General features: G+C 72.1%; 12 protein-coding genes and 1 pseudogene. 7 read left to right on the forward strand and 6 right to left on the reverse strand.

What is annotated here, in order from left to right; translation table 11 throughout:
• Positions 1–111: 111 nt before the first annotated feature.
• A complete protein-coding gene (locus ACFYML_RS30280) occupies positions 112–1,086 on the forward strand; it encodes an SRPBCC family protein (protein WP_387423865.1) in 975 nt (324 codons plus the stop codon).
• 10 nt (positions 1,087–1,096) lie between these two features.
• Positions 1,097–2,272 carry a zinc-dependent alcohol dehydrogenase gene (locus tag ACFYML_RS30285; RefSeq protein ID WP_387423867.1) on the forward strand — a complete coding sequence of 392 codons (1,176 nt, stop codon included), beginning with the start codon at positions 1,097–1,099 and terminating at the stop codon, positions 2,270–2,272.
• 93 nt (positions 2,273–2,365) lie between these two features.
• Here ACFYML_RS30285 and ACFYML_RS30290 read toward each other — a convergent pair whose 3' ends face one another.
• From ACFYML_RS30290 to ACFYML_RS30300, 3 genes are all read right to left on the reverse strand, one after another.
• Positions 2,366–3,247, reverse strand: a complete 882-nt coding sequence (locus ACFYML_RS30290) for a phosphatase PAP2 family protein (protein ID WP_387423868.1) — start codon at positions 3,245–3,247, stop codon at positions 2,366–2,368.
• Positions 3,248–3,341: 94 nt separating this feature from the next.
• A complete protein-coding gene (locus ACFYML_RS30295) occupies positions 3,342–4,973 on the reverse strand; it encodes an MDR family MFS transporter (RefSeq protein ID WP_387423869.1) in 1,632 nt (543 codons plus the stop codon).
• 76 nt (positions 4,974–5,049) lie between these two features.
• A complete protein-coding gene (locus ACFYML_RS30300) occupies positions 5,050–5,517 on the reverse strand; it encodes a MarR family winged helix-turn-helix transcriptional regulator (protein ID WP_387423870.1) in 468 nt (155 codons plus the stop codon).
• Positions 5,518–5,620: 103 nt separating this feature from the next.
• Between ACFYML_RS30300 and ACFYML_RS30305 the strand changes: the two genes are divergently transcribed.
• From ACFYML_RS30305 to ACFYML_RS30320, 4 genes and pseudogenes are all read left to right on the forward strand, one after another.
• Complete coding sequence (locus tag ACFYML_RS30305; RefSeq protein WP_387423871.1) at positions 5,621–6,238, forward strand: TetR/AcrR family transcriptional regulator; 618 nt, start codon at positions 5,621–5,623, stop codon at positions 6,236–6,238.
• A 44-nt stretch (positions 6,239–6,282) separates the two neighbouring features.
• The gene (locus tag ACFYML_RS30310; RefSeq protein ID WP_387423873.1) at positions 6,283–6,624 is read left to right on the forward strand and encodes an MmcQ/YjbR family DNA-binding protein; all 342 of its coding nucleotides are present in this window, start codon (positions 6,283–6,285) and stop codon (positions 6,622–6,624) included.
• Positions 6,625–6,872: 248 nt separating this feature from the next.
• Positions 6,873–7,904: pseudogene (locus ACFYML_RS30315) on the forward strand (low temperature requirement protein A); the annotation flags it as partial.
• 256 nt (positions 7,905–8,160) lie between these two features.
• Entirely contained in the window at positions 8,161–9,243 is a 1,083-nt protein-coding gene (locus tag ACFYML_RS30320) for a cellulose binding domain-containing protein (RefSeq protein WP_387423874.1), read from the forward strand.
• A gap of 90 nt (positions 9,244–9,333) precedes the next feature.
• Here the strand turns inward: ACFYML_RS30320 and ACFYML_RS30325 are convergent, their stop codons facing one another.
• Complete coding sequence (locus ACFYML_RS30325) at positions 9,334–9,744, reverse strand: hypothetical protein (RefSeq protein ID WP_387423875.1); 411 nt, start codon at positions 9,742–9,744, stop codon at positions 9,334–9,336.
• A gap of 314 nt (positions 9,745–10,058) precedes the next feature.
• Positions 10,059–10,871, reverse strand: coding sequence for a SigB/SigF/SigG family RNA polymerase sigma factor (locus tag ACFYML_RS30330; protein WP_387423876.1), 813 nt, complete (start codon positions 10,869–10,871; stop codon positions 10,059–10,061).
• Between the two features lie 327 nt (positions 10,872–11,198).
• Here ACFYML_RS30330 and ACFYML_RS30335 point away from each other — a divergent pair, with 327 nt between their 5' ends.
• Positions 11,199–12,644 carry a cellulase family glycosylhydrolase gene (locus tag ACFYML_RS30335; protein WP_387423877.1) on the forward strand — a complete coding sequence of 482 codons (1,446 nt, stop codon included), beginning with the start codon at positions 11,199–11,201 and terminating at the stop codon, positions 12,642–12,644.
• 184 nt (positions 12,645–12,828) lie between these two features.
• Here the strand turns inward: ACFYML_RS30335 and ACFYML_RS30340 are convergent, their stop codons facing one another.
• Positions 12,829–12,951 carry a 50S ribosomal protein L36 gene (locus tag ACFYML_RS30340; protein WP_073836781.1) on the reverse strand — a complete coding sequence of 41 codons (123 nt, stop codon included), beginning with the start codon at positions 12,949–12,951 and terminating at the stop codon, positions 12,829–12,831.
• Position 12,952 lies beyond the last annotated feature (1 nt).

Genomic DNA, 12,952 nt, shown 5'->3' on the forward strand with positions numbered 1-12,952 from the left:
TCGACCCGGGGTCGCGGGTGTGGGGACGGATTCTGCGGGAAAGGCACGCCGGCCAGTACCGGACGCCACGCCGTTCGCCGGCACCAACTACTCGAAGACGGGTGAGCAGGCATGACAGGAAAGACGACCATGGGGGTCCGCTCGGTGACGGACACCCTCGGGATCGAGCGAGCGGCGCAGGACCGCGGATCGGAAGGGCTGGCGCGTCTGCTCGGCTGGTTCAGCCTCGGTCTCGGCGTGACCGCCCTCGCCGGCGGCTCCAGGGTCGCCCAGGCATGCGGCGTCGACGATTCACGCACCGCCCGGCTGGTCCTGCGTGCCGCCGGCGCCCGGGAGCTGGGCCACGCCGCCGCGCTGCTGATTCCGCGCCGGGCCGGCCTGGCCGGGTGGACCCGGGTCGCCGGTGACGTGTTGGACCTGGCCGCGACCGGCCAGGCGATGCGTAACCGCCGCGGGGAGCGGCGGCGCCGGCTGACGTACACCATGGCCGCCCTCGCCGGGATCACTGCGGTCGACCTGTACGCCTCGATCCGTGCGACCCAGCGCCGCCGGGTCTACGACGGCGGCCGGGCGTACGGCTCGGTGACGGTCAACCGCACCCCCGAGGAGACCTACAACTTCTGGCACGACTTCGAGAACCTGCCCCGCTTCATGTACCACCTCGAGTCGGTACGCCGGACGGACCCGCGCCGGTCCCGGTGGACCGCGAAGGCCCCCGCCGGCCGGAGCGTGCAGTGGGAGGCCGAGATCATCGAGGACCGGCCCAACCAGCTGATCCGGTGGCGTTCCCTCGACGGCGCGCGGGTGCCGAACGGCGGCAGCGTGCGGTTCATGCCGGCCGCGGGCAACCGGGGCACGGAGGTGCGGGTCGAGCTGGAGTACTCGGTGCCCGGCCGCGCCATGGGCCGGCTGGCGGCGCGCGCGTTCGGCGAGAACCCGCAACAACAGATCTGCGACGACCTACGGCGGTTCAAGCAGGTCATCGAAACCGGTGAGATCGCCCGGTCCGACGGCATGCCGGACGGGACGAGCCACAAGGCACAGGCCCGGCAGCGCCCGGCCCGGCCGCTGGCCCGGATCGCGTGAGGGGGGCACGATGAAGGCCAACTGCTGGATCGCTCCGAACCGGGTGGCGGTCGAAGACGTACCGGACCCGCAGATCCTCAACCCGCGCGACGCCGTGGTCCGGGTGACCTCGTCCGCCATCTGCGGCTCGGACCTGCACCTGCTCGACGGGTTCATCCCCGCGATGAAGCGCGGTGACATCCTCGGGCACGAGTTCATGGGCGAGATCGTGGAGCTCGGCCAGAGCGCGCGGGACGGGCTGCGCGTCGGTGACCGGGTGGTCGTCGGCTTCCCCATCGCCTGCGGTGACTGCATCTCCTGCCAGAACGGGCTCTACTCGGTCTGCGAGAACTCCAACCCGAACGCCGCGATCGCGGAGCTGGCGATGGGCCACTCCCCCGCCGGCATCTTCGGCTACTCCCACCTGATGGGCGGGTACGCGGGCGGCCAGGCGCAGTACGTGCGGGTGCCCTACGCCGACGTCGGCGCCCTCAAGATCGAGGATGACCTGCCGGACGAGAAGGTGCTGTTCCTGTCCGACGTGCTGCCCAGCGGTTACATGGCCGCCGAGCAGTGCGACATCAAGCCCGGCGACACCGTCGCCATCTGGGGTGCCGGTCCGGTCGGCCAGTTGGCCACCGTCAGCGCCTATTTGCTGGGCGCCGGCCGCGTGATCGTCATCGACCGGTACCCGTACCGGCTGCGAATGGCCCGGGACAAGGCCGGCGCGGAGACGATCAACTACGAGGAGACCGACGTCCTGGACACGCTGCGGGAGATGACCGCCGGCCGGGGCCCGGACGCGTGCATCGACGCGGTCGGGATGGAGGGGCACCACGCGTCGGCGGCGCTGCACGCGTATGACCGGGCGAAGCAGGCGGCCAAGGTGGAGACGGACCGGCCGCACGCGCTGCGCGAGGCGATCCTGAGCTGCCGCAACGGCGGCACGATCATGGCTGTCGGCGCGTACGGCGGGTTCATCGACAAGTTCCCGATGGGCTCGTTCATGAACCGCTCGCTGACCATGCGCTCCGGTCAGGCCCATGTGCAGCGCTACATGCGGCCGCTGCTGGAGCGGATCCGCCGGGGCGAGATCGACCCCAGCTTCATCATCACCCACACGTTGCGCCTGCAGGACACGCCCCAGGGCTACGACATCTTCAAGAACAAGCAGGAGGACTGCGTCAAGGTGATCCTGAAGCCCTAGCCGACCGGCCCGGGCCGCGGCCACCGGACGCGGGCGAGCAGGTCGACCTCGCACCGCGACGCCGGGGCCGGGGGAACCCCGGGCGGGCGGTGGCTATCTGCGGGCGGCGCGCTGCCACCGGCCGGCGGGCCGGGTGCGGTCTGGGAGGGACGCGCCGGGACGGCCGCGGCGCCCCCGCAGTGGCGGCACGTGGCGGCCGGCCCGTGTCATGCCGTCCGGCACCGCCGCGGCGACCGGTCGGCGGCCGCTGCCCGGCCTGGGCAGCACCGCCAGGAGGACGCCGAGCAGTGCCGCGGCGACCAGGCAGTCCAGCCAGTAGTGGTTGCCGGTGGCGACGACCACCAGCAGCGTGGCGAGCGGGTGCGCCAGCCAGAGCCAGCGCAGCCGGCTGGCCGTGACCCTGACCAGCACGAGGGCGACGACCAGCGCCCAGCCGACGTGCAGGGACGGCATGGCGGCGTACTGGTTGCTCACCGTGTCGGCCTCGGGCGCGCCGTAGACCGTGGGCCCGAACCGGCTCGCGGTGTCGACCATGCCGGTCCGGCCGCTCAGCCGCGGCGGAGCCAGCGGGACGAGGAAGTGCAGCACCAGCGCGGCCGCGGTGAGCGTGGCGAGCAGCCGACGGGCCCACCGGTAGTGCGCGGGGTGGCGCACGTACAACCACACCAGGCAGAGGACCGTGGCCGGGAAGTGCACGTAGGCGTAGTACTCGTTGGCCAGCCGCGCCAGCAGCTCGTGGGCGAGCAGCGGCTGCTGGAGGGTGGCCTCGCCGGGCAGGTGGAGCAGGCGTTCCCACCGCCAGACCCGTTCCCCGTTGAGCACCGCGGTCGGCGCCCGGCCCGCGGCGGCGACCCGACCGATCTTGTACGCGAGGAACAGCGCGGCGACGAGCGCCAGTTCGCGTGCCGCTCGGCGCAGGGCGCCGTTGCGCCGCCCGTCGGGTCCCGCCGTCGGGGCCGCCTCCGTGGTGTCCACACGTTCTCGATTCGGTCACGACCGGCGGATGCCGGCCTGGGACGGTTCAGGGCCGCCGCCGGGGACGGCGACGGCCCTGAACCCTTGGGTCAGGTCAGCGGCGGGACGGATCGCGGTTCGCCCCGGCGTCGACGGGCACCTGGTCGAAGGCGGGCGCGCCGTCGACCGCGTCGGCCGCGACGGCCGCCGACCGTGCGCTGTCGGGCAGGTCGAGGCTGGACCGCAAGGTGACCGGCTTGAGCAGCAGCGCGGCGAGGATGCCGACGACGGCGATCGCGGCCGAGATGAGGAAGATGTGCCCGGTGGCGTCGCCGTAGGCGGCGCGGACGATGTGCTCCACCGGCGCGGGCAGGGCGCTGAGGTTCAAGCTGCTGCTTCCCCCACCGCCGTTGGTCGGGATGCCCGCGGCGGCCAGGTCGTGGGTGATCCGGTCGGTGACCCGGCGGGCCAGGACGGCGCCGAGGACGGAGACGCCGATGGTGCCACCGAGGGAGCGGAAGAACGCCACGCTGGAGCTGGCCGCGCCGATGTCCTTGAGCGACACCGTGTTCTGCACGGCGAGCACCAGGTTCTGCATGGTCATGCCGACGCCGGTGCCGACGACGAACATGGCCACGCCGAGCAGCACGAGCGAGGTCTCGTGGTCGATGGTGCCGAGCAGGGCGAAGCCGGCGACCAGGATGATCGACCCGGCGACGATGTACGGCTTGATCCGGCCGGTCTTGGTGATGAGCCGGCCGACGACGATCGACGAGAGCAGGACGCCGGCCATCATCGGGATGGTGAGCAGGCCGGCCTCGGTCGGGCTGTAGCCGCGGCCGATCTGGAAGTACTGGCCGAGGAAGACGGCGCCGCCGAACATGGCCATGCCGACCGCGAGGCTGCCGAGGATGGCCAGGGCGGTGGTGCGCTCCCGGACGATGTCGAGCGGGACGACCGGCTCGGCGGCCCGCGATTCGACCCAGGCGGCCAGGGCGAGCAGGAGCAGCGAGCCGCCGACCATGGTGCCGCTCTGCCAGGAGATCCAGGCGAACGAGCTGTCGACGAACGAGATCCAGATCAGCAGCAGGCTGACCCCGGCGGCGATGAGCGACGCGCCGAGGTAGTCGATCTTGACGTTGTCCCGGCGCACGGTGGGCAGACGCAGCGTGGCCTGGAGCAGGACCAGCGCGACGACCGCGACGGGTACGCCGACGAAGAAGCACCAGCGCCAGCCGAGCCAGGAGGTGTCCACGATGAGACCGCCGAGCAGCGGGCCACCGACGGTCGCGAGGGCCATCACGCCACCGAGGTAGCCGTTGTACCGGCCGCGCTCGCGCGGCGGGATCATCGCCGCGATGGCGACCTGGACGAGGGCCTGCAGGCCGCCGACGCCGATGCCCTGGAACGCGCGGGCGCCGATGAGCTGGCCGGCGTTCTGCGCGAAGCCGGCGGCCACCGAGCCGGCCAGGAAGACCACGATGGCGGCCTGGATGAGGATCTTCTTGTTGAACAGGTCGGCCAGCTTGCCCCAGATGGGGGTGGTCGCCGTCGCGGTGAGCAGGGTGGCGGTGACCACCCAGGTGTACTGGGTCTGCGAGCCGTTGAGCGCTCCGATGATCTTCGGTAGGGCGGTCGAGACGACCGTGCCGCTGAGCATGGCGACGAAGAGCACCAGCAGCAGACCGCTGAGTGCTTCCAGCGTCTGTCGCTTGCCCATGGGCTCGGCTGCGGTGGGTGCGCTCATGCGGCCACCTCGCCGCGCTCGGCGGCCGCACGAGGCTCCGCCGCACTGCGTCTGATGATTCGCTCGCTGGGCTCGCTCATTGCGCGTCCTCCAGGTTGTCGTGGTGTGCGAGGGCGACCTCGATGTCGCGGGTGAACCGGCCGAGCGCGGCGGACAGCGCCGCCACCTCGCCGGGGGTCCAGTCGGCGAGCGCTCGGGCGAGCACCCCGCCGTACCAGTCGTAGGTGTCGGCCAGGGCCGCGCGGCCGGCCGCGGTGACGGTCAGGTGGCTGGCCCGCCGGTCGCTGGGGTCGGCACGCCGGTCCACCAGGCCGTGCGCGACCAGGGCGGCGACCGCCCGGCTGACGGTCGACGGGTCGAGCCGGGTCCGCTCGGCCAGTTCCCGGGCGTGGCACCCGGTGGCGCAGCGGTCGATGTGCATGAGGAGACCCACCAGGCCGGGCGGCACGACCGGCCGGTCGTCGGCGCGCTGTTGCTTGAGCAGCCGCACGCCGGTCAGCAGCTCCTGCAGGCGCGTGCCGAGTTCGCGGGTGGCGGGGTCCACGGTTGTCCTCCAGACGGAGTTGGTTGCCTCAAGCAATAATTGGTGAATCTTGCACAGTAGGCAAGTTTGCTCGTTGAGAAATGGATCACGTAGGCTGGTGGTCATGTCGGAGAGCACCGGGCTGCGGGAACGCAAGAAGGCGGCGACCCGGCTCGCCCTGCACGAGGCGGCGCTGCGCCTCGCGGTGGAGCAGGGACCGGAGCGGGTCACCGTCGAGGCGATCGCGGACGCCGCCAACGTCTCCCGGCGGACCTTCTCCAACTACTTCTCCAGCAAGGAGGAGGCGCTCTTCCACGGCGACACCGTGCGGCTGCGCCGGATGCTGGAGCTGCTGCGCGAGCGGCCCACCGACGAGCCGCCGTGGACCGCGCTGAGCCGGGCCGCCCTGCACCAGGCCGGCGAGATGTTCGAGGACCCCACCGTGTCCTGGCTCACCCGACGCCGCAAACTGCACGGACACCCCGGCCTCCTCGCGCACCAGGTCGCCGCGTACGGGGCGATCGAGCGGGAACTGGCGAGTGAGCTGGCCCACCGGCTCGACGGTCCCGACCCGGCCCTGCGCTCCCGGATCCTGGCCGCCGCCTTCCTGGCCACCCTGCGGGTCGCCGTCCAGTACTGGTTCGAACAGCCGGACGGCCCACTGGTCGACACGCTCCGGGCCACGCTCGCCCTGGCCGCCCCCGCCGCCGCGACCGAGGGCCGCACCAGCACGCGCCGCTGACGCCGGACGCGGACGATGTCGTACGGCGGGGTTACCGTCGTCCCGTGGTCACCGTCGATGACGTCCGGGCGCTGGCCCGGACGTTGCCCCGCACCAGCGAGCACCTGATCCGCGACCGGATCAAGTTCCGCGTCGGCGCCATCGTCTACCTCGCGTTCTCCCGCGACGAGCGGACGATGGGCTTCGGCTACCCGAAGGAGCAGCGGGACGGCCTCATCGCCGCCGAGCCGGACCTGTTCTTCCTCCCCCGCCCGTCCGACCTGCGGTTCAACTGGGTGTGCTGCCACCTCGAGCGACTCGACCACGACCAGATGACCGAGCTGGTCACCGAGTCGTGGCGGATGGTGGTGCCGAAGTTCCTCGCGCGGCAGCGGCTGGGCGACTGAGCCCGGCCGCCGCAGCCCGTCGATCAGCCGTCGGCGACGTGGGGCCGGGCCGGTCGCGCGCCGGGCGACCAGCGGGACGACCGACGGCCCGGCCCATGCCGGCGGATTCGGCCGCGCGAGCCGGGCGGCGCTGACAGACTCGTCCGGTGGGCGGGAAGGGGTGGCGGGGACGCCTGGGGCCTGCCGTCCCGATCGCCCCGGCCGCGCGCGTGGACAAGTTCGAGGTCTTCTTCGACCTCGTCTTCGTCGTGTCGTTCTTCATCATCACCCGGGCCACCGCGGCGAACGTGACCTGGCGGGAACTGCTGCACGCCATGCTGGTGCTCGCCGTGCTGTGGTGGTGCTGGGTGGTGCACAGCGTGGTCGCCAGCCAGCTCCGACTCGGCGAGGGCTTCGTCCCGGTGCTGACCGTGGTCGGCATGGTCGCGTTGTTCATCTTCGCGTTGGCCCTGCCCCAGACCTTCGGCACCCTGCACCGGAGCGCGGCCGGGCCGATCCTGGTCACGATCAGCTATGTGGTGATCCGCGCCGTCCACGTGGCGCTGTACGAGCACGCCACCCGGGGCCGGCCGATGACCCGCCGCGGGCTGTACCAGTTCGCCCCCGAGGCGGTGATCACGACCGTCCTGCTGCTCGTCGCGGCGCTGCTCCCACCGAAGATCGAAGATCCGAACCTCGGGCTGTGGCTCCGCGACGGGCTGTGGATCGTGGTCGTCGTTCTCCAGTACACCAGCGGGCTGCTGGCCGCCACCAAGAACTGGCAGATCACCTCCGCCGAGCACTGGACGGAGCGCTACGACCTGATCCTCATCATCGCGCTGGGTGAGTCCGTGATCTCGGTCGGCGTCGGTGGCAATCTGATCGGCAAGCCAGTGACCTGGCCGGACGTCCCGGCGGCCATCCTGGGGATCCTGTTCACGGCGGCGCTCTGGTGGGCGCACTTCGACATGATCGGCCCGGCCGCCCGGATGGCGCTGCACGCCGCCCAGGGCTACCCCCGGGTGACGATGGCCCGCGACGCCTACGCCTACCTCTACCTGCCGATGATCGCCGGCGTGATCCTGTTCGCGATCGGCGCGGAGGCCCTGGTACGCACCATCACCGAGCCGGCGGGTGGGGCGACCGAGCACGCACACGGGCCGGCGGTGCCTCTGCTGTTCTCCGGGGTGATGCTCTACCTGGCCGCCGACCTGGCGTTCCAGCTCCGCACGTTGCGGACCGTGACATGGACCCGGATCGGCGTCCTCGTCGCGCTCGCCGCCGGGCTTCCCGTCGCCGAGCAACTGCCGGCGCTCGGGGCACTCGCCCTGCTGACGGCCATCTGCCTCGCCCTCGTCGTCGTCGAACTGGTGGTGTTCGCGGACTCTCGGCGCGCCCTGCGCCACGCCGTCTACGAGGAAAAACCGTCCACGAGGCCAGCGAGGCCGCCTGGCGGGCCCGTTGGCGCGAGGACGGCCCGAAGCAGCCGCCGAAGTGACCCGTCATTGACGGCCGCCCGTCCGAAATGGTGGGACACCCGGGCCGTAGCATCTGCGCGTGATCGAGATCGGCACCGAGGTCGACCTGTTCCACCCGCCTGCCCGGGTCTGGCGAGCGTTGACCGACACGGCGTACCTCAGCAAGTGGTTCGTCGAGACCGCGCCGGCGGCGGACGCCCCGGACCGGCTGCTGCTGCGGACGGCAGGGCTGCCCGGCTTCGACGCCGACGTCGAGGCGACCGTGGTCGAGCGGCAGGCGCCGGAGCGGCTCGTGCTGCACTGCCAGGAGGGCGACCGGCAGACCGTGCTGACCTGCACGATCGCCCCCACCAGCCACGGCTGCCGGCTGTCCCTGTACGAGATGCTGGAGCAGGGCGAGTGGAACGACGCACAGGGCGACCGCCGTGCCGAGCAACACGAGCAGGCGCTGGCCGTACGGCTGCCGGCGATCCTCGACTGGCTGGCGTTCCAGCAGGTCGACCTGCGCCGCGCCGAGGGCGGACTGACCGCCGAACTGCCGGTGGTCCGGTTGCTCGGCGACGGCCGGGCCCGGACCAGGCGCCTGTGGGCGGTGGTCATCGGCGCGCTGACCTGCCTCGCGCTGCTGGTCGGGGCGGGGGTGTGGGCGGCCCGGCGGCCAACCGCTCAGCCACCGGACGCCACGCCGCAGTCGGCTCCGCTGGTCCTGCCCAGCGCCACCAGCCGCGCTCCCCAGCCCACCCCGACCCGCACGGCGGCCGCCGCGAGCCGGCACAGCGCCACCCCGACTCCGACCCCGACCCCGACGGCCACGCCCAGCCGCACCCCCCGCGCGACGACGCCGGGCGCCCCCGCCCTGACCGCCAACTACGAGACCGTCTCCGACCGGCTGTTCGGCTACCGGGGCGCGGTGACGATCACCAATCCCGGCAGCGCGGCGAAGGAGGGCTGGACGGTACTCGTGACGCTCGGGGCGCGAGCCGAGATCGGCAACGTCAACGGGGCCGACGGCAAGCAGAACGGGCAGGTGGTCACCTTCACCGGACCGGCCGTGCCGGCCGGGGGTTCGCGGACGTTCCGGTTCGACGTCCGCGACCCGGACGCGTCAGCCACGGCGCCCGAGGGCTGCACCATCGACGGCGCGGCGTGCGCCGGCCTCTAGGGCCTGCCCGACCCGGGGCCGCCGGCCCGCGGGCAACCACCCACGGCGGCCCGCGCCGGGCCGGTGCCAGTCCCTGGCCGGCCCGGTGGGTCAGGCCTGCGGCAGGCCCTGGTGGTTGAGGTAGAGCACGACGCGGAACTGCTCACCGTCGTCGTGCAGCAGAAACGAGGAGGCGAGCGGCACCGGTCGGCCGCCGTCCACCCGGGATGCCTCCCAGTCGGTACGGGCGAGGACGTACCGGTCGTCGAGGCGCTGACAGGTGACGCCGGTCAGCGCCGCGGGGCCGAGCCCGAGGTCGGCGAAGAGTTGCGCCCGACGGGGCAGCGCGGCGAGGAACGCGGCCCGGGGGACGGGCCGGGCGCCGGTGTCGTCGGCCGGGAGGAACGGGTCGGCGAAGCAGCCGTCGACAGCGGGGCTGTCCGCGGGGCCAGCGGCCGGCCCGAGTGCGGCCAGGAAGCTACGGACGCGGCTGTCGAGCGGGACCGTGGAAGCGTCAGGCAACGTGACTGGTCCTTTCCGGAGGGCGACCGCGCCGGGATGGCGGGCCGTCGGTGGAACCCCGGGCGGTGCGACGGGACACACCCCCGAGGGGACCGCCACGCCACCAGTCACAAGCGGACATAATATCACATTATTTCACAGAAATCAAGTGCCACCCGGCCCACTCACCTCGCCGTTCAGCCGATGCCCCGACTCTGGACCGACGACGGAGGGGGGTGAGCTGAAGCGCCCCGCCACCGGGGGGAGCCGGTGACGGGGCAGGGAGGCGGCACGCTCGTGGAACCACGGGGCGGCGCGGAGTCCGCCCCGGCGGATCAGGCCTCGGCGAGCTGGCCGCGCAGCTTGGCCAACGCGCGGGCGAGCAGCCGGGACACGTGCATCTGCGACACCCCGACGCGGGCGGCGATCTCGCTCTGGGTCAGGTTGCCGTAGAAGCGGAGGGTGAGGATCCGCTGCTCCCGCTCGTCCAGCGTGGCCAGCGCCGGCCCGAGGGAGGCGCGCAGCTCGGCCAGCTCATACTCGCCGTCCTCGGTACCGAGGGTGTCGCCCAGCTCGGTGGCGCTGTCGCCGTCGCCGATCGGGGTCGACAGCGAGACGGCGTTGTAGGCGCGGGCCCCTTCCAGGCCCTCGAGGACCTCTTCCTCGGTGAGGTCGAGGTGGGCGGCGATGTCAGCCACCGTGGGGGCCCGGTTGAGGGTATGGGTCAGCGTGCTGTTCGCCTCGGAGATGCGCAGCCGCAGCTCCTGGAGGCGACGCGGCACGCGGATGTTCCAGGTGCGGTCGCGGAAGTGCCGCTTGATCTCGCCGAGGATGGTCGGGATGGCGAACCCGGCGAAGTCGACCCCGCGGGAGGCGTCGAACCGGTCCACCGCCTTGATGAGGCCGAGGGCCGCCGTCTGGGCCAGATCGCCGGTGGGCTCACCCCGGCCGCTGTAGCGAGCGGCGAGGTGGTTGGCCAGCGGCAGCCACGCCTCGACGACCTGGTTGCGCAGGGCCGGCCGGTCCGGGTGCTCCGCGGGCAGCGCGGCAAGGGCGGCAATCAGCTCGCTGGCCCGGGTCTCCTCGCCGCTGGTCGCCGTGCGGTGCACGTCCGTGGTCGTCGTCGACGCGATGGTCGTCGTAGTCATACTGCCCTTCCTGTCCTGGGGAGACGGGGCTCCCAGCACCGGTCGTGTCAGTCACCCTAGACCAACGGTCGTCATCCAATCAACCGAACGGACGATGGATATAGCACCCATAAGTCGCCAATTCGGCACTAAATCACCGGACGACGGGGGTGGTGCGCGCCACGAAAACCCGCCGTCGACGAGAACCCCGGGACATGTTGCACGGAATCGCACCGCCGCTCTACCCTTTCCGTGGGAGCGCTCCCGAAGGTCACTCCGTCGAACTTTCCGGGCGAGTTCGCGATGGGCACCGTCAACTGTCCCACCCACCAGATCGGACGATCCCGCATGACCTCCATCCCGCGCCCGTCCCGGCGCCACCTCCTCGTGGGCGGTGCCGTCGGCGCACTCGCCCTGGCCGCGACGGCCGTCCTGCCGTCGACCGACGCCATGGCAGCGACCGGCTGCGCCGTCACGTACACCACCAACTCCTGGCAGGGCGGGTTCACCGCCACCGTCACCATCCAGAACCTGGGCGACCCGGTGAACGGGTGGACACTCGGCTTCACGTTCCCCAACTCCGGGCAGCGCGTCACCCAGGGCTGGTCGGCGACCTTCCAGCAGAGCGGGAGCGCGGTCACCGCGCAGAGCCTCAGCTACAACGGCGCGCTGGCCACCGGGGCGAGCACCACCATCGGGTTCAACGGCAGCTGGACCACCGTGAACCCAGCGCCGACGGCGTTCACCCTCAACGGCACGACCTGCACCGGCGGGACCAGCCCGACCAGCGCGCCACCGACCACGACTCCCCCGCCCACCACACCGCCGCCGACCACGCCTCCGCCGCCCACCGGCACCACCCCCGTGGCGATCAACGGGCAACTGCGGGTCTGCGGCGTCAACCTCTGCAACCAGTACGGCAGGCCGATCCAACTGCGCGGCATGAGCACCCACGGCTTGCAGTGGTTCGCCAGGTGCTACCAGGGCGCCTCCCTCGACGCCCTCGCCGACGACTGGCAGGCCGACCTGCTGCGCATCTCGATGTACGTGCAGGAGCAGGGCTACGAGACGAATCCGACCGGCTTCACCAACCAGGTGAACACGCTGGTGGACAAGGCGACCGCGCGCGGTATGTACGCGCTGATCGACTTCCACACCCTCACGCCCGGCGATCCGATGTACAACCTGGAGCGCGCCAAGACCTTCTTCGCCGCGGTCTCGGCGCGAAACGCCAGCAAGAACAACGTGATCTACGAGATCACCAACGAACCGAACGGGGTCAGCTGGTCCACCATCCGGGCCTACGCCGAACAGGTGATCCCGATCATCCGCGCCAACGATCCGGACGCTGTCGTCATCGTCGGCACCCGGGGCTGGTCCTCGCTGGGCGTCTCCGAGGGCGGCAACTCCGACGAGGTCGCCAACAACCCGGTCCGGGCCAGCAACATCATGTACGCCTTCCACTTCTACGCCGCGTCCCACCGGGACAACTACCGGGCCGAGGTGCAGCGGGCCGCCGCCCGCATCCCGCTGTTCGTGACCGAGTTCGGCACGGTCACCTACACCGGTGACGGGGCCGTCGACACGGCCAGCAGCACCGCCTGGCTCGACCTGCTGGACCGGCTGAAGATCAGCTACGCGAACTGGACGTACTCCGACGCGAGCGAGGGCAGCGCGGCGTTCAAGCCGGGCACCTGCAACGGCGGCACGTACGCCGGCACCGCGGTGCTCACCGACTCGGGGAACTTCATGCGCAACCGCATCCGTACCCCGGACAACTTCCCGACGTCCTGACCGGCGCGACCGGCGGCGGCCCCGAGCGGGCCGCCGCCGGCTGGGCCGTCAACCGTCGATAGGCCGGCAGCAGCCGGCCCGGCCCCGGCACCAGGCCCAGCTCCGCCGGCTGGTCGGCGACGCGCTGCGCGGCCCGGCGCAGGGTCGCCCATCGGTGCGGGTTCACGCGGTCCAGGTCGTTCGGTCAGCCCTGGCGGGCCTTCTGCCGCGGGTCCGCCTTGTTGAGCACGAAGACCTTGCCGCGCCGGCGCACCACGATCGAGTTGACCTTCCGCTTCAGCCCACGGAGAGAGCTACGGACCTTCATT

This window comes from Micromonospora sp. NPDC007230, from assembly GCF_042869115.1.
Lineage (GTDB): Bacteria > Actinomycetota > Actinomycetes > Mycobacteriales > Micromonosporaceae > Micromonospora.